Raw genomic sequence first — 18,146 nt, 5'->3', positions numbered from 1 at the left:
TACTTATTTTGCATGGAGCAATTTAGATTTGGGACAACTAATTTGGGCTCAAAGGTACTAAAGACTCACGACAAAACGCATATTTTATCGATTAAAGTGCTAAAAATGGTTTCTTTTTTCATACAAACCAAGTAATTTAACTTGATTTTGTTAAAATTCTGATTTAAAATACCTAAAAACAAAGCTAATCAAAGGCAAAAAATCATTTATATTTGCTTTATGCAATTTACACAAATACTAGGCCAAGAACATATAAAAAATCATCTTACCCGAAGCGTTCAATTAGGACGTATTCCGCATGCACAACTTTTTGTGGGTCCTGAAGGTTCAGGAACATTGGCGATGGCAATTGCTTATGCACAATACCTTCTTTGCAATAATACGGGAAATGAAAATTCTGGTGGAAACGATGCTTGTAACCTCAAATTTCAACATTTTGCTCATCCGGATTTACATTTTATTTATCCAACAGTTACCACCGATGATGTTAAATCGAAACCCAAAAGCATAGATTTTATTAAGGATTGGCGAAGTTTTTTAAATGAAAATAGTTACGGCGGTTTGTTTGATTGGTTCAAAATTTTGGGTGTTGAAAACAAACAAGGTGAAATTCGTGTGGATGATGCTCAAGAAATTTTGAAAACACTTTCACTGAAATCTTATGAAGGTGGTTACAAAGTTATGATTATTTGGATGGCCGATAAAATGAACATTGCCGCATCCAACAAATTGCTGAAAATTTTAGAAGAACCCACCGATCGTACCGTTTTCATTTTAATTACTGAAAAAGAAGAAGATTTGATTCAAACCATACGTTCACGTTGTCAGGTGTTGGATTTTAACGGACTACCGGAAAGTGTGATTGCTGAAGCATTGATTGAAAGACAACAACTTGACCCTAAAACAGCAACTAAAATCGCTCATCAAGCACAAGGAAATTATAACAAAGCAATCAAATTATTGAGCGACGACAACGAAGATTTGCCCTTTGAACAATGGTTTGTACTTTGGGTTCGTGCAGCCTTTAAAGCCAAAGGAAATTCTGCCGCCATTCAAGAATTGATTACATGGAGTGAGGAAATTGCAAAATTGGGTCGAGAAACGCAAAAGAAATTTTTATCTTTTTGTATTGAAATGTTCCGCCAAGCATTGTTACTGAATTATCAAGCCACTTCGTTGGTTTATTTGGAACCAAAAGTTGAAAAATTTAAACTCGAAAATTTTGCTCCGTTTGTCAATGGAAATAATATCTTGGCTATTTATCAAGAGCTCAACGATGCCATGTATCACATTGAACGCAATGGCAATGCAAAGATCATTTTAACCGATTTATCAATCAAATTGACTCGTTTAATTCATAAAAAATAAACGCATGAACAATCCTGCTTCTTTTTTGATTTTACTGCTCTTAACTGTTACTTTTTTGCAATCCGGCTATGATAAATTGTTTTACTGGAAAGACAATTTGGCTTGGTTAAAAGAGCATTTTTCCAAAACCGTAATCAAAAATATGGTTACACAAGCCTTGGCTTTTATATTACTTTTAGAGTTAGTAACTGTAATTTTAGCCATTGCCGGCATGGTTCAACTGCTGTATAACGGCAACCGTGAATACGGTTTTTATGCCGCCATAATGAGTTGTGTAACTCTTCTTTTTTTACTTTTCGGACAACGTTTAGCTAAAGATTATGACGGAGCAAGAACGATTGTAATTTACTTTATTCCAGCTGTTTTGGCTGTGTATTGGTTGAATTAGTTTGTTTCTTTCAAAAAGATTAAATCTACAAACTCGCTTTAAACAAACGTAATTCACCCCAAGTAAACTTCTCTCCTACTTGTTCTTTCAAGCCATTTAATGTTTCCTCGTTGTAGCCTTCAAATGCGGCGGCTAATTCCTTTATTTTGTCTTCCGGTAACACGTCGAATACAGAGATGGTTTTGGCTTCAATTAGCTTGGCTAAATGACCTTGAATCGTTTGTGGTGTTAAAACTCTAATTTTTGCAATTTCTTGAATAGAATTATGTTGCTGCCAAAGTTCATAGGTTTCTTGAACTGTAGATTTTTTTGGTTCTTTGGCTTTTTTCTTTTTCGGAAGATACTGAAAAGGGTCAAAATCAGCTTCTTCCTCTTCTTCGATTAAGGTATTTTGAATGGATTTGAAATGTTCAATCACATTTTCAACCAAAATACTTCGGTAATTTTGAATTTCATTTGAAGTTAAATTTTCTTTGTTTATTTCTTTTCCTTCAGCTAAAACCTCTACCATTTTAACTGCTTTAAACAATTGAAGAACGGTCTTTAGCGTGGATTCTTCTAATTCACTCAACTCTGTGTAGAATTCTTTTACTCTTTTTTTACGTTTGACTTCTTCCATTTTTAAAAGTAAATCAAACATAATTTCATTCCATTTTGGAAGAAAATAATCTTTGGCGGCTTTCACTCTTTCTGCAATAAAAGGAATATTGACATCATCTGCGTGAAAAAGTTTGTCTAATTGAATTCTGAATTTTTTTGCCGGTTCCTCTAAATTTGAAACTTTTTGTTCTTGAATTTCAGCCCAATTTTGATGCTTTGATTTCTCAGACTTTTCTGCATCGGTATTATAATTAAATCGATGGTTTCGCCATTGTTGTGCAATAGCTTCCCAATCGAAACTGTTTTTAATGTATTGAAGAATAAACTGTTGCGTTTCTTTCTGTAATGCATTCACGATGGTTTCTTCATCTGCTTTATTTTCAGCATATTGCATTACTTCTTGGTCGTTGGAAATGCCGTTCATTTGAATTGGTTTCAACAAAACCAAACCTTCCAACGAACGTAATCGCGACAATGCAACGTACGCTTGTCCGGGCAGAAACACTTGAGAAACATCTAAAACGGCTTTATCAAAAGTTAATCCCTGACTTTTGTGAACTGTGATTGCCCAAGCCAACTTTATCGGATAATGAACAAACGTTCCAAGTGTTTCCTCATCAATTTCTTTGGTATTTTCATTAACGGAATAGCGAATGTTTTTCCATTCATATTTCTCCACTTCAATGGTCTTATTTTCTTCGGGAAAATGAACAATAATTTCAGCTTCTGATAAGGATTTGATGAAACCCATTTTCCCATTAAAATAATTCTTTTCCGGTGACAAATCGTTTTTAATAAACATAATTTGAGCACCCACTTTCAGTTGTAAAACTTCTTCTACAGGATAAATTTTTTCAGGAAAATCTCCCACTACTTCAGGTTTAAAGCGATAACTTTTTCCTTCCAATTCCTCAAGAGATTCTGCATTGATCGAATCGGCTTTGGCATTGTGAGTAGTTAATGTAATATATCCTTTATTGGCTTTGATGTCGAAATTGGGCTTCACAAAATCATTTAAGACCACCATGTCTCGCTGTGTAATGGTGTTATTGCGAAGGTTGTTTAAAACGGATATAAATCGTTCATCTGTTTGACGAAAAATCTTAGATAATTCGATGTATAACGGTGGTTTTTCCAGAATTACTTTGGCATTAAAAAAGAAAATTCCTCGGTAATAGTTGCGTAAAACTTGCCATTCATCATTTTTTACAACGGGTGGCAACTGCAATAAATCGCCAATAAAAAGCACTTGTACTCCACCAAACGGAATGTCTTTCCGGCGAACTTTTCGCAACATAAAATCGATAGCGTCTAATAAATCGGCTCTAAGCATACTGACTTCGTCAATAATGAGCAGTTCCATATTGAGCATCACGGCTTTCTTTTGGCCGCTCATTTTAAAATGCTTCACTAAGGTATTTTTAGTCTCGAATTTTTGATATTGCGATATGCTTGAACCGGTGATATATTCGGGAATGAAACCTCCAAAAGGCAGTTGAAACATGGAGTGAATGGTAACTCCACCCGCATTTAAAGCTGCTATTCCCGTGGGAGCAACAACTACAGTATTTTTGTGCGTTGTTTGAATGATTTTTCGCAACAATGTAGTCTTTCCTGTTCCTGCTTTTCCGGTTAGAAAAATAGAGCGTTGCGTTTGATTGATAAACTGCAAGACTTGGCGTGCATCGTTTGTAATTTCCATGTGGCGTTGAGTTTAAAAATGTGAAATTACAAATTTTTGATTAATGAAGAAAGTCTTGTTTTGAATTTTTATAATTTGAATTTCTAGATAACAAAAAAACCTCCCGAAAAGAGAGGTTTAGTTAATTTTAAATCAAAACTTATTTTTTTGTAGAATCAGCTTTTGCTTCTGCTTTTTCTTCTTTCTTATCAGCGGATGAAGACGATTTGTATTTCTCATTTAATAACTTCACAACCTCGTTGGTGATATCATATTCTTCTTTAGCATACAAAACGGTCGCTGCATCACCTGTTCCATAGATATAATTGTATCCTTTTTCTTTTCCGTACTCTTTAATGAACTTTTTTACATCTTTCACCAAACTGTCCATTTCTTTACCGCTTTCTTCTTGTAACTGACGTAAAATGGCTTGTTGAGCATAGGACAACTCTTGTTCTTTTTGTTGCAATTCAGCACCTTTTTGTTGAGCCCACTGTGGACCGTATGTTTGAGCATTTTTTTGAAAGGCTGCTGCTTCAGAACGGAAACGAACAACTTCAGCTTCTAGTTGCTTGCCCATTTCTTCCCCTTTTGATTTATATTTCTCTTCTATATCTTTTGCCTCGGTATACTCCTCCAAAAGTTTAGAAGTATCTACATAAGCGGTTTTGAAATCTTTTTGATCGGCTGCTTTATCACACGATGCCATGGCCAAAAGTAAGCCGAAAACTAAAATTGATTTTTTCATTATGATTGTCTGATTTATAAAATTTTGGTAAAAGTAATAATTCCTGATTAATTGGCAAATTTGATTTGCTTTTTCAAAAAAATGATTAGCATAAGGAAATGTAATTATTTTTGAACGAAATATAGTTTAAAGTTATTTCATTCTGGCTTAATAAATTCAATTAAATCAACAAACAGATTTAAAACAATAAAAGGTGTGCTTTTTGATTAGATAGCTCGAAAATAAGCTTTAAAATGACTTTTAGCTGTTTTTAAAGATATAAATGTGTGAGGAATACTCTAAACTCTTCTTACCTTTCAAGTTTGATATTAAACCAATCCAAAACGCTTTAGAAGGATTCATTTTTCCGGTTTTATACTTTTCAGATAATAAACTCACATAAAAACTATCGTACCACATGGGTTGAACTTTTTTCAGTTTTAAATTCTCTTGTGCAAAAAGTTTTTCCATGGCCGTTTTAGAAAAATGCCACAGATGTCTCGGCACATCATAAGCCGCCCAAAATTTTCCATAGTATTTTGCGTCATATGATTTGTAATTTGGCACTGCAATAAAAATTACGCCATCCGGCTTTAATAACCGTTTCAATTCTTTAATTTGAAATTCTAAATCCGGAACATGTTCTAAAACGTGCCACATTGTTATAACATCAAAAAAATGATCTTCTAATTCAGGATACGTATCGATTATGCAAATTCCTTTTTGTTTTGCGAGAGCTTTTGCTTTATCGCTTGGCTCCATTCCTACCGCTTTCCAATTTTGTTGTTTCGCTTCGGCTAAAAAATCTCCGGTTCCTGAACCAATATCTAATACACTTCCTTTTTCACCACTCCAATAATCTATTAAGCTTACTTTGTCACGGATTGCTTTTCTTTTAATAAAATGATACACTTTTTCAAACAAAGAACGCTTGCTGTCTGTATGAGAGATATAATCTTCGCTTTCATAGTAATTCGGTAAATCCGATAATGCAGGTTGCGGATAGGTTTTTAATAATTGAAGGCTTTCATCCATCAACAATTCAAAATGTTCTCCTGAAACGGAATAATCTTTTACTTTAATATAAGGCTCATTTGAAAAATTCATTATTTATAAAATGCTTTTTTTTGCTTGAACAGGTTGTCTTTGTTTGGGTTTTTAAAATAGTTTCACGTGGAACAATTAATTGATTAGTATTAAACTGAACACTCCCGATAGCTATCGGGACTGCCTACTGAATACTATTTATCTTCCCATATAAATTAATAAAATTGAAATATCACTTGGATTCACACCACTAATTCTAGAAGCTTGCGAAACGGTGACCGGACGAATTTTTTTAAACTTCTCTCTTGCTTCATAAGACAATGATTTGATTTTGTCGAAATCATAATTGTCAGGAATTTTCACGTCTTCTAATCGTTTTAATTTATCAGCGTTGTTACGTTCTTTTTCAATATAGCCGTTGTATTTGACTTGAATTTCTGCTTGTTCAACGGTTTCTTCATCCAATTCATTAACGGAGATATATTCTTTTACTTTATCAAACAGAACAATGTCCTCCAAATCAATCTGAGGTCGGGAAAAAACTTTATACATTTTATCTGATTGAACCATTGGCGAACTTCCTTTTATTTCCAAAACCGGATTTACTTCTTCCGGAGAAATACTTGTTTCTCTGAAAAAAGAGACCATTTTTTCTGCTTCATTAAACTTGTGATTCATTCGAATTAAACGTTCTTCTGATGCTAATCCTAAATCAAATCCTTTTAGTGTTAATCGTTCATCAGCATTATCTTGTCGCAATAACGTTCTGTATTCTGCTCTGGAAGTAAACATTCGATACGGTTCTTCTGTTCCTTTAGTGATTAAATCATCAATTAAAACACCTATGTAGGCTTCATCTCTTTTTAAAACGAAAGGATCACGTTCTTGCACTTTTAATGCGGCATTTATTCCAGCCATTAACCCCTGTGATGCGGCTTCCTCGTAGCCGGTAGTTCCGTTGATTTGACCAGCAAAAAACAGACCATCAACTAACTTGGTTTCTAACGTATGTTTTAATTGTGTTGGTGGGAAATAGTCATATTCAATGGCATATCCTGGGCGAAAGAATTTCACTTTTTCAAATCCTTCGACCGAACGTAAGGCTTTAAATTGTACTTCTTCCGGCAAAGATGTAGAAAAACCATTTACATATACTTCAACCGTATTCCAACCTTCCGGTTCAACAAACAATTGATGTCTGTCTTTATCAGCAAAACGATTAATTTTATCTTCTATGGATGGACAATAACGCGGGCCTGTACTTTGAATTCTCCCATTAAACATTGGCGAACGATCAAAGCCTTCACGTAATAAATCATGAACAGTTTCTGACGTATAAGTCATCCAACACGACTTTTGGTGAATCAATGGTTTTGTGGAATCTAAATAAGAAAATTTATGTGGTTTGTCATCTCCTTTTTCTTCTCTCATTTTGGTATAATCCAACGAACGACCATCAACTCTTGGAGGGGTTCCGGTTTTCATTCGCCCTGATTCAAACCCTAGTTTTACTAAATCTTCTGTAATTCCGTATGCGGCACTTTCGCCAGCTCTTCCTCCTCCGAACTGTTTTTCGCCAATATGAATTAATCCGTTAAGGAAAGTTCCATTCGTTAAAACAACGGTTTTGGCTTTGATTTCAATCCCTAAAGAAGTTTTAATTCCTTTGATAACATTGTTTTCGATAATTAAACCAGCAACCATTTCTTGATAGAAATCTACATTTGGCGTGTTTTCTAACATCAATCGCCATTCTTCTGCAAAACGCATTCTGTCACTTTGAACTCTTGGTGACCACATTGCCGGACCTTTTGACTTATTAAGCATTTTAAACTGAATAGCTGTCTTATCCGAAACAATTCCGGAATAACCACCCAATGCATCAATCTCACGCACAATTTGTCCTTTTGCAATTCCGCCCATAGCAGGATTGCATGACATTTGCCCGATAGTTTGCAAGTTCATTGTCACCAACAAAGTTGAACAACCCATATTCGCTACTGCCGCTGCCGCTTCAGAACCTGCGTGGCCAGCACCAACCACAATTACATCATATTTATCTTGAAACATAGTTTTATTAGATTGTTCCACGTGAAACATTTCACGGAAACTTCATTAAGTTCATTTTATTGTTCCACGTGGAACATCATCATTTTCTCTTCTTCTTTTTGACGCATTAGTTTTTCATCAGCTTCAGATTTGTCTTTAAAGCCGCAATAATGCAAAACACCGTGAGCCATCACTCGCTTTAATTCATCTAAGAAGGAAACATTGAATTCTAACGCATTTTCTTGCACTCTTTCAGTTGAAATAAAAATATCGCCGTGTAAAAAATTTCCTTCACTGTAATCAAAGCTAATAATGTCGGTTAATGTATCATGATTAAGGTATTCTAGATTGATTTTATGTAAATAATTATCATCACAAAAGATATAATTGATTTCGCCTTCATCTTTGCCTTCTGATGAAATTATGGTCGAAATCCAATTGGAAAACAACTTTTCATCACCTAATTCAAAATCGGTTTCATAGTTAAAACTAATCATTCTTCTTAAAGTATTGCTGAACCTTTTGGTTATAATTTGGCCGCAAAGGTAAGCTTTGTCGATTTAAAATTTCAACACTATTTAAATATTGTTGTAATTCCGGAGAAAGTGGTTTAACCGAATTATTGAATTCCTTCTTGTTTGTTTCCGATTGACGCTTGGTATCTTCCCCTTGTTGTTGAACGGCTTTCTCCAATTTCAACATCTCGTAATTGATGTTTAGCATCCGTTGAAGCACTTCATTTTTAAAACCTTTATTCAGAATTTGTTTCTCTGCATCTTTCATTTGATCCAACACTTTTTGACCACCCGGAGTTAAACCTTGCTTCTTCAATTCATCTTCTAACTGTTGACGTAATCGACGTTGCTCTTGAAAAATTTCCATTAATTCACGAGCGTTTTCTTCACCATCATTATTGCCTTGACCGCCACCGCTTCCTTCACCCGGTTTATTGCCTTTTTGATTTCCTTTGCCTTTGTCTCCCTCCTTACCGCCGGTCTTTTCACCTTTCTCACCGTCTTTACCTTCGCCTGGTTTCTCACCCTTTTCTCCTTCTCCGGGCTTTTCTCCTTTTTCTATTCCTTGTTTCATTTTTTCAGAAAGACCCTTTTGCTTTTGAATGATATCCGGCAATTGACCCCCTTTACCTTGACCGGGTTTTGGCTTTCCGCTACTTCCAGAGCCCATGCCAGACATAGACATTTGCATACTATTCATTAGATCCGAAAGAAAATCAGCTAAGCGGTTGGATGCTGCAACAGTGTATTGTTGGTGTGAAACTCCTTTCGATATGATTGCCTCTGCTAAAGATTCAAGCGATTTATCAACATTGTAATGTACATTTCCGATTTCTTCCGTTACTTTCTCTGTAATCATTTCGTTACGCAAAGACATCGCAAACAAACTATCATCAATGTGCTTGAATTGTTGCTTTAAATCCTGTTGAATTTTAAGGTATTTGTTATACGATGGAGCACCTTTATTCAATCCTTTGAATTGCTTCATTAGATCTTCTTGCGAAAAAGAAAATGCTAACAAATTGTCTAGAATTTGGCGAAGCATTTTTACATCTTCTTCCATCTGCTCCATTTCTGCACCGGCCATTCCTTGTTGCATTTGCATACTCATTTGCTTCATTTTCTGAGCAGCACTTTTTTGCTTGGGTTTTGCTTTATCTTTTTGTTCCTTTTGAAGTTCATCGGATGCTCTTTTCATATCTTCTTCGATGCTCTTTTCTTGTTTTTCGTCCGAAGGAATGTCAATTGGAGACTTTAACTCTTTGTTCTCTTTTTCTAATTCTCGTAATTCTTCTTGAATTTTATCAAATTCTTTGTTGATTGCTTCCTGTTTATCTGATGTGTTTTCTTTATCCTCTTTCGATAATTTATCTTGTTTTTCTGCTAATTTGTCTAATTTCTTGATGAGTTGCTCCGCTTTCTTTTCAACATAATATTTCTTAGTCAGTTCAACCAATTGTTCTAAATTCTTAGATTGATTTTTAGAATTTTGTTTGATTTTATCTAACTTTTCTTCAATATCTAAATCCTGAATCTTCTCTGAAAGTTTTTGAAGTTCATCTAATAATTTCTGATTTTCTTCCGATTGCTTTTCGGCATTTTCCGCTCTCTTTTCGAGTTGCTCTTTAAATTCGTCTTTTTCTTCTTTATTGAATTCTTTCAAATTATCCTTCAAATCCTTTGTAAATTCTTTCATCATCTCCTCTTGTTGCTTTTGGCGTTTGATGAAATCACTTATTTTTTGTTTGTCTTTAAATTCTAAGCTTTCTTTTTCTTTACTCATTTTCTGAAGCTTATCTAACTCAGATAGCTGTTTGTCTTGATTCTTTAAAGATTTCTGAATGCTATTGATATTGTCATTTTGTTGTTTGAATTGCTCGTCTTCACGTTCCTCTTCAGTACTAATTCGATCTGAAAAAACAGAAGATTTTGAACTTTTATAATTATGAATCGCATCATTATCAAACACTTCAAAATAATATTCATACGAAACTCCTTCTACCACCGGAAGATTTCCCGGGAAAGTATAAATGAACTGATCAAAGACATCCCTCTTCACGGGAATAGAAGCTTTTAAAGCCGCCTTTTCATTATTTTTAGGATAATAGACGATTTGCAATTTAGAAAGTCCTATATCATCCGAAACTTGTCCGATTAAAATATTCTTCTCCATTCGCAAACTATCAGGTGCATTGTTAACAACAATAGTAGGAAATTGATCTTTAATCGTTGAAATTTGATAGTTTAATTTCTCATAGTGTTTAACTTTATTATTGGAAGTAAGTATTTGATATTCTGTATTTTGCTTAACATTTTTAGACAATTTGAATTCATCATTGTCTTGAATAAAATTGGTAAAACCAGAACCATCGGCATATTCAATTTTTGATGTGGAAAGAGCATTAATTCTCCAACTCACTTTCGTTCCTTCCGGCACAGTAGCATTACCGGAACCTTTGATGATTTCAGCTTTTCGATTTAAATAGGATGGAAACTGTAAAACCATTTCAAAATTAGAAACGGTTGGAACTGCAACGACTGAAAGCTCATAATCATCTGAAGAAACTGCATTCGCTTCAATGTGAAATGCAACATTTTTGGAAGGTTTTGTAAAACGATATTCAAAAACGCCGGGTTTGGATGTTTCCATATAATAACTTTCGTCACCAATAAAAATCATTGCATTTTCTGGAATGACTTTTCCTTCCGATTTTACTTGAAGAACGTAATCTAGCCCTTGTTCGGTTTGTAAATTTTCATTTAAAACCACAAAAGAAAACGGAGCCGGTGGTGAAAATTTTTCATTATATCGCACCACTCGATTCATACTATCGGCAATAATATCGCTGTTTCCCGATAACATAAAGAAGCTCAAAAACAACAACGGAATAACCGCCCACGGAAGGTATTTGGTATTCTTTTTAAAATTAATGGCATTGCTAAACGGAATCGGTTGCAAACTTTTCCCTTTTTGTTCAATGGAAGCCAAAAGCAATTCTGACTGTTGATTGTTTTCGGCTAATTGAAGAAAGTTTGTTAGTTTATCATTCACTTCCGTAAAATGACTTCCAATGATTTGGGACGCTTGGTTGTAATCAATTCCTTTTTGAAGTTTAAATAACTTAAATAGCGGAAACAATATAAATCTCGACAAAAGTAAAACTTGTACAACGACGAATAACCAAAATAATATTGTTCTTCCTAGTGGTTTTAACCAAAGAAAATATTCTATAAAAAGCGTGAAGAAGAAATACAACAACCCTAAACCAACAAATAAAATGACTCCTTTGAGTAATTCGTTGGTGTAATATTTTTTTATAAATGCTTCTAACTTTTGATAAATCAACGACTTTGTTTCCAAAATAATAAGGCTTTTACTTGTAACCGATAAAAGTACAATTTTATTTTTTAGTCAAAAGTTAAAAGTTTTTAAAAGAATTTTATAATTTTAGAGAAACAATTTGAATCATGAAATACTTATGGGCATACAGCATTCCTGTAGTTGGAATTTTATGTATATTTCAACAAGGTTTGTGGTCGTATTTTTTATTGGTTTTTGTGTTTGTTTTAATTCCTATTCTGGAATACATTCTACCGCTTGATCATTCCAATTATTCAGACGAAGAAAAAGGAAAAAGACTTAAAAATAAACTTTTTGATTGGTTATTGTACCTTAACGTTCTAATTTTATATGGAAGTCTCTTTTTTACGTTTACAATCGTTCAGACAAAGTCGTTACAACTGTATGAACTAATAGGAATAGTACTTAGTTTAGGCATTATTCTGGGTTCAAACGGAATAAATGTTGCTCACGAATTGGGACATCGAAAAAAACGTTATGAACGAATTCTAGGTAAACTATTGCTTATTCCGAGTCACTATACTCACTTTTTTATTGAACACAATCACGGTCATCATTTGGATGTTTCTACTCCAGATGATCCTTCAACGGCAAAATACAATCAAAGCTTGTATTCTTTTTGGTGGCAATCCGTTAGCGGAACGTATTTAAAAGCCTGGAAAATTCAGAAAAGAATCAATGAAATCGATACCATTTCTTTTTTCTCCCCAAAAAATGATATGTTTTGGTTTACCATTATTCAAATCACCTATTTGATAAGCTTATATGCTTTTTTTGGTTTAAAAGTCTTATTTGTGGGGATTTCAGCCGGCATAGTAGGTTTTCTTTTGTTGGAAACCATCAATTATATTGAACATTATGGTTTGAAAAGAAAAAACTTGCCTTCCGGACGATATGAACGCGTTTCTGAAAAACATTCATGGAATTCCAATCATATTTTAGGAAGAATCATTTTATATGAACTAACAAGGCATAGTGACCATCATTACAAATCAACGAAAGAATATCAAATTTTAGAATGTCATGAGGAAAGTCCACAATTGCCTTTCGGCTATCCTACTTCAATGGTTTTGTCTTTTATTCCTCCGCTTTGGTATTCAATCATGAACAAGAGAATTCCGGAAGAAATGAAATAAATTATTCTGTACCATCTTGATTCAACATAAAAAAGCAAACTAAATCTTATCTTTGCCAAAATTTTTATACAAATGTCAAGACCTGTTCGCGTTCGTTTTGCACCCAGTCCAACCGGACCATTGCATATTGGTGGAGTGAGAACCGCTTTGTTCAATTATTTATTTGCGAAAAAAAATAACGGCGTTTTTTATTTGCGTATTGAAGATACTGACCAAAATCGCTTTGTTCCCGGTGCGGAACAATACATTTTTGAAGCGTTGGAATGGTTAGGAATTTCACCTTCTGAAACGGTTGGAAAAAACGAAAAATTTGGTCCCTATCGTCAGAGTGAACGTAAACATTTATATAAACAATATGCAGATCAATTGATTCATTCAGGTTGGGCGTATTATGCGTTTGATACTCCGGAAGCTTTGGATGTACACAGAAAGCAACACGAAGAACAAGGAAAAACCTTTATTTACAATTGGCATAACCGTGAAAAATTAGATACTTCATTGGTCATTTCTGACGAAGAAACGAACAAAAGAATTGCTGCCGGCGAAGATTTTGTGATTCGCTTCAAAACACCTGTGAATGAAGTTTTAGAATTGAAAGACATCATTCGTGGTGATATTAAATTTGATACTAACTTGCTAGATGACAAAGTGTTATTTAAAAGTGACGGAATGCCAACCTATCATTTGGCCAACATTGTTGATGATCATTTGATGGAAACATCCCACGTGATTCGTGGTGAAGAATGGTTGCCTTCTCTCCCATTGCACCATTTATTGTATAAGGCTTTTGGTTGGGAAGCACCTGAATTTGCTCATTTGCCATTGATTTTAAAACCTAATGGTAAAGGTAAATTATCAAAAAGGGATGGAGAAATAGGTGGTTTTCCAGTATTTCCATTACAATGGAAAGATTTGAAAGGTTTTAAAGAGGAAGGATATTTTCCTGAAGCATTGATAAACATGTTGGTGATGTTAGGATGGAATGAAGGAAGTGGAATTGAAAAAGAGATTTATTCATTAAAAGAATTGGAAAGTAAATTTTTATTGGAAAATGTTACTAAATCTGGTGGTAAATTTAATCCTGAAAAAGCAAAATGGTATAATCAACAATACTTACAATTAGAAGATAATGAAGTTTTAGCTTTAATATTTAAAGAAATTTTAAGTGAAAAGAATATAACAGTCTCAGATTATAAGTTAAAAAAAATAATTGAATTAACAAAAGAAAGGGCTGTTTTCATTAATGATTTTTGGGAAATAAATAATTATATTTTTCAAAGACCAATGTCCTATGATAATAAAGCACTTGAAAAGAATTGGAAAGAGAACACCGCTTTCTTAATGATTAACTTACTAGATATTTTAGAAAAGATAAATGAATTTAAACAATCTGAGATTGAAAGAGAAGTAAAAGATTGGATAAAAAATAATCAATATAGTTTTGGGCAAATTATGGCTCCTTTTAGGATTTCATTAGTTGGTGAATTAAAAGGTATTGACCTATTTGTTTTATGTGAGTTAATTGGAAAAAAGGAAGTTATCGAAAGAATAGAAAATGTTATTAAATTAAATGAATTAAAATAAATGAATTCCCTAACAATAAAAGTTCCAAGCAATGGTGAACCATTCCTTTGGTTCAAATTTATTAATGATTCGATACTTCAAATTAGTGAAAATTGTGATACTCTTATTGTAGATTTTAATGACATTACTTTTCTAGACACGGATGATTTTGTGGTATTAGCATGTTTATTTGATTTATTTCATAATAAAAAAATCGATATTCAATTTATTAACGGAGGAAAAGAATTAAATAGGCATCTTAAAACTATAAAATTTAAAAAATATTGGTCTAATGGGTTTAATAGGGATAAATTTACTTTTACTCACAACAAAATAACACTTTGCTTATGGCATATATCCAAAGAAATGTTGGGAAGTTATACTAAATATGCAAAAGAATATTATGAAAAAACATTTTTTAATAATAAAGATTTACTTCCATTAGCAACTAATATGACAGAGATATTCAATAATATTTTTGATCATTCTAAATCACCTGTAGATGGATATATTATTACTCAGTATTTTCCGACGACAAAAAAATTATCTTTTTCTGTGTGTGACTTTGGAATTGGCATTGCAGATTCATTGAATAATTATTACAAAAGCAAAAATATGGAAGTGATTACCGATTCTAAAGCAATTAAAAAAGCTCTAGAAACAGGTGTTTCATCATTTTCAACACCTCAAAATAAAGGATTTGGATTAAGTAATGTTTTAGATTTTACCGAGAATTTCAATGGTAAACTTACAATTTATTCTAATAACGGCTTATTGTATAAAAGCTATGATGATGAATTTATATTGTTTGAAACCGGATATAACTTTTCTGGGACATTAATAAAAGTTGAAGTTAGTACTCTTGAATTTGATAAAATTGATGATGAAAATTTAATTTATGAATTATAGAAATGATTTATTAACAATTTTTTTTGTTTGTTAACAATTTTTATATTTATATTTGTTCGACATATTATGGATTCTACAACAAACATACTAGTCAAGGATATTGTAAATAACACCGAAATGAACATTGAGGGTGTAAAGTTATATTGTGTTTTAGAAAAAAATTTAAAACAATATAATAATATCATATTAAATATTGATAATGATATGGTTCTCTCTTCTTCATTCTTAAACTCTTCTTTAGGAAACATTTTAGATAATTATGGATTAGATAGGTTAAAAAATTCATTAAAATTTAAATGTAATAAAAATCAATTTGAAAGAATTAGTACCTACTTACATAAGTATAATGAAATATATAAGAAATAAAAATCCCGATAAATCGGGATTTTTTTTAATGTAAAAACTTTAAATTAACTGATCACTTACAAACAAGTAATCAATTCAACATTAATAAAAAAATGATGTTTAAATATATTGAAAGGTAAATTCTTGAAGTTTATTTAAAAATAAAAGATAATATTTCCGGCAATTACACCCAAATTACCTTTTAGCTTTCCATCGGCTAAGGCAGTAACTTCTTCTTGCTTATTTAGGTTGTTTAAAATATTTGTCACGCCATATTGATAACTCAAACTCAAGCGAATATTTTCAAAACCACCGGAAATTCCAGCGTAAACATTAAAATTAATGGGCGTAATGTCTTCAATGTTTTTTACCCGAAGCAATTCATTGCCTTCGATAAAATTATTTTCGTCAGCATCGTTGAACTTTAATTTACTGTTGACTTGCAAAACCGGACCAAAATCTAGCGAAACCGGACCGCCACCAATTTTGTAACACAACAACAAATGGATTTGAACAGCCATCATTTTTAAATCCACTTCCTTTTGAGAAATACCTGAAAAAGTTTCAATAGAAAATTTGTTTTCAGTAAAATTCATACCATATATCATCGAAAAATTATTGTAGTAATTTCCACGCATGGATAAACCTGCCGTCCAATTCATAGCGGGTTTAACACTAAAATTATCGGTATATAAATTGGTTTGGTTTAAACCCAAACTTATCCCAATATGGTTATAATCGCCTTTGCCATATTGAGCTGAAACAATGCTTGTAAAACCAAGCAAAACCAATGCTAAAAAATATCTTTTCATGATTTGTGTGTAAAGTTGTAACAAACGTACGAGAAATTTCGTATCATTACATATAACCTAAAAACTATTTTTATGACTTTTTACATTATTATTGTATTGGCAGTTTTTTTACTGCTAGCTTCTTTTTTCACTGTCAAACAACAATCGGCGGCGGTAATTGAACGTTTTGGTAAATACAACAGCACGAGACAATCTGGTTTACAACTAAAAATCCCTGTGATAGATAGAGTTGCCGGACGATTAAACTTAAGAATACAACAATTAGATGTTATTATTGAAACCAAAACAAAAGATAACGTATTTGTGAAAATGAAAGTGTCTGTTCAGTTTAAAGTAATTCAAGAAAAAGTATACGAAGCGTTTTACAAGTTAGAATATCCGCACGATCAGATTACATCCTATGTATTTGACGTGGTTCGTGCCGAAGTTCCAAAATTAAAATTGGATGATGTTTTTGAACGTAAAGATGATATTGCCGTTGCGGTAAAACGTGAGTTAAACGAAGCGATGACTACGTATGGTTACGACATCATTAACACCTTGATTACTGATATTGATCCGGACATTCAAGTAAAAAATGCAATGAACAGAATCAACGCGGCCGATCGTGAAAAAACGGCTGCAGAATATGAAGCAGAAGCCGGAAGAATAAGAATTGTAGCGAAAGCAAAAGCTGAAGCAGAAAGCAAAAGACTTCAAGGTCAAGGTATTGCCGATCAAAGAAGAGAAATTGCAAGAGGTTTAGTGGAAAGTGTGGACGTTTTGAATCGTGTTGGAATTAATTCGCAAGAAGCGTCTGCATTAATTGTTGTGACTCAACATTATGATACATTGCAAGCAATTGGTGCCGATACAAATTCTAACTTAATTTTATTACCAAACTCGCCACAAGCCGGAAGTGATATGCTAAATAATATGGTAGCCAGTTTTACAGCCAGTAACCAAGTTGGTGAAGCGATGAAAAAAGGAGCTATTAAAAAAGCAAATAAAAAAAGTGCTCCTAAAGATGAATTCGGTACGACCGAAGATGAAGAATAAAATGAGAGAGACCTTCGGGTCTCTTTTTTTTGGTTTTAATTGGATACCGATTTGAAAGCTAAATTTAATGGAACACGGATTTGATGGATGAAAAGAATTTACGCTGATTTTTTTTGAAGCTTTGCTTAATGGATTTTCAAATATTTTTTTTAAAACAGATTTGAAAAATTTGAAAAATGAAAAACATATTTCTCACAGAAAACACGGAAAACGCAGAAATTTTAGTTTTCGAATTTTTAAGGATGAAAAAACGGTTAGAAATTCATCAAAAACGAATTAGAAACGTTTAAATTCACTTTCATTGAGCGAAGCATAAAATCACATTTCCTTTTATTTTTTCTTCCTAAAAAACGCTCTAAAAAAGCCGTTTTTGATTGTTTTTGATAATAGAATTTTAAAATCAATAGAAAATACAAATAATAGAAAAAGCCACAGTAATTTGTGGCTATTATAGTTTTTGTTTATGAAAATATTTCACTGTGTCATCCTATGTTTGCAAGAGGAAGTTCTTTGAAAATTTTATAAATTTATTTCAACAGAAGAAAGAGAAAGATAAAAGCTATTTTGTGTCATTGGTCATTAGAGACTGTTCGTAATGCTAGTTCCT

General features: G+C 32.9%; 14 protein-coding genes. 7 read left to right on the top strand and 7 right to left on the bottom strand.

Annotated features, from left to right (window positions below; translation table 11 throughout):
• Nucleotides 1–219 precede the first annotated feature (219 nt).
• Entirely contained in the window at nt 220–1,368 is a 1,149-nt protein-coding gene (locus tag ACIQ0M_RS07780; protein ID WP_396151284.1) for an ATP-binding protein, read from the top strand.
• A 4-nt stretch (nt 1,369–1,372) separates the two neighbouring features.
• On the top strand, nt 1,373–1,756 hold the full coding sequence (locus tag ACIQ0M_RS07775) for a DoxX family protein (RefSeq protein WP_396151283.1): 384 nt from the start codon (nt 1,373–1,375) through the stop codon (nt 1,754–1,756).
• Between the two features lie 25 nt (nt 1,757–1,781).
• Here ACIQ0M_RS07775 and ACIQ0M_RS07770 read toward each other — a convergent pair whose 3' ends face one another.
• The 6 genes from ACIQ0M_RS07770 to ACIQ0M_RS07745 form a co-directional block, all read right to left on the bottom strand.
• A complete protein-coding gene (locus tag ACIQ0M_RS07770) occupies nt 1,782–4,058 on the bottom strand; it encodes a helix-turn-helix domain-containing protein (protein ID WP_396151282.1) in 2,277 nt (758 codons plus the stop codon).
• 139 nt (nt 4,059–4,197) lie between these two features.
• Complete coding sequence (locus ACIQ0M_RS07765; protein WP_396151281.1) at nt 4,198–4,785, bottom strand: OmpH family outer membrane protein; 588 nt, start codon at nt 4,783–4,785, stop codon at nt 4,198–4,200.
• Nucleotides 4,786–5,025: 240 nt separating this feature from the next.
• On the bottom strand, nt 5,026–5,871 hold the full coding sequence (locus tag ACIQ0M_RS07760; protein ID WP_396151280.1) for a class I SAM-dependent methyltransferase: 846 nt from the start codon (nt 5,869–5,871) through the stop codon (nt 5,026–5,028).
• A gap of 138 nt (nt 5,872–6,009) precedes the next feature.
• Nucleotides 6,010–7,881, bottom strand: coding sequence for a tRNA uridine-5-carboxymethylaminomethyl(34) synthesis enzyme MnmG (gene mnmG / locus ACIQ0M_RS07755; RefSeq protein ID WP_396151279.1), 1,872 nt, complete (start codon nt 7,879–7,881; stop codon nt 6,010–6,012).
• Nucleotides 7,882–7,937: 56 nt separating this feature from the next.
• Nucleotides 7,938–8,357, bottom strand: a complete 420-nt coding sequence (gene ybeY, locus ACIQ0M_RS07750) for an rRNA maturation RNase YbeY (RefSeq protein WP_396151278.1) — start codon at nt 8,355–8,357, stop codon at nt 7,938–7,940.
• Entirely contained in the window at nt 8,350–11,736 is a 3,387-nt protein-coding gene (locus ACIQ0M_RS07745) for a hypothetical protein (protein WP_396151277.1), read from the bottom strand. The genes ybeY and ACIQ0M_RS07745 overlap by 8 nt, the downstream gene beginning before the upstream one ends.
• Before the next feature lie 107 nt (nt 11,737–11,843).
• Between ACIQ0M_RS07745 and ACIQ0M_RS07740 the strand changes: the two genes are divergently transcribed.
• From ACIQ0M_RS07740 to ACIQ0M_RS07725, 4 genes are all read left to right on the top strand, one after another.
• Nucleotides 11,844–12,872, top strand: a complete 1,029-nt coding sequence (locus ACIQ0M_RS07740; protein WP_396151276.1) for an alkane 1-monooxygenase — start codon at nt 11,844–11,846, stop codon at nt 12,870–12,872.
• Nucleotides 12,873–12,944: 72 nt separating this feature from the next.
• On the top strand, nt 12,945–14,456 hold the full coding sequence (gene gltX / locus ACIQ0M_RS07735) for a glutamate--tRNA ligase (RefSeq protein ID WP_396151275.1): 1,512 nt from the start codon (nt 12,945–12,947) through the stop codon (nt 14,454–14,456).
• The gene (locus ACIQ0M_RS07730; protein WP_396151274.1) at nt 14,457–15,344 is read left to right on the top strand and encodes an ATP-binding protein; all 888 of its coding nucleotides are present in this window, start codon (nt 14,457–14,459) and stop codon (nt 15,342–15,344) included.
• Nucleotides 15,345–15,410: 66 nt separating this feature from the next.
• The gene (locus ACIQ0M_RS07725) at nt 15,411–15,710 is read left to right on the top strand and encodes an STAS-like domain-containing protein (protein WP_396151273.1); all 300 of its coding nucleotides are present in this window, start codon (nt 15,411–15,413) and stop codon (nt 15,708–15,710) included.
• A gap of 134 nt (nt 15,711–15,844) precedes the next feature.
• On the opposite strand, the gene ACIQ0M_RS07720 is transcribed toward ACIQ0M_RS07725, so the two are convergent.
• Nucleotides 15,845–16,501, bottom strand: coding sequence for a PorT family protein (locus ACIQ0M_RS07720; protein WP_396151272.1), 657 nt, complete (start codon nt 16,499–16,501; stop codon nt 15,845–15,847).
• 72 nt (nt 16,502–16,573) lie between these two features.
• On the opposite strand from ACIQ0M_RS07720, the gene ACIQ0M_RS07715 reads away from it, so the two are divergent.
• Nucleotides 16,574–17,539 (top strand): SPFH domain-containing protein, encoded by a 966-nt coding sequence (locus ACIQ0M_RS07715; RefSeq protein ID WP_396151271.1) that lies wholly within the window; start codon nt 16,574–16,576, stop codon nt 17,537–17,539.
• Nucleotides 17,540–18,146: the final 607 nt, after the last annotated feature.

Source organism: Flavobacterium sp. (assembly GCF_044339515.1).
In the GTDB taxonomy this organism is placed as follows: domain Bacteria; phylum Bacteroidota; class Bacteroidia; order Flavobacteriales; family Flavobacteriaceae; genus Flavobacterium.
This window is presented reverse-complemented; position numbering and strand designations above follow the sequence as displayed.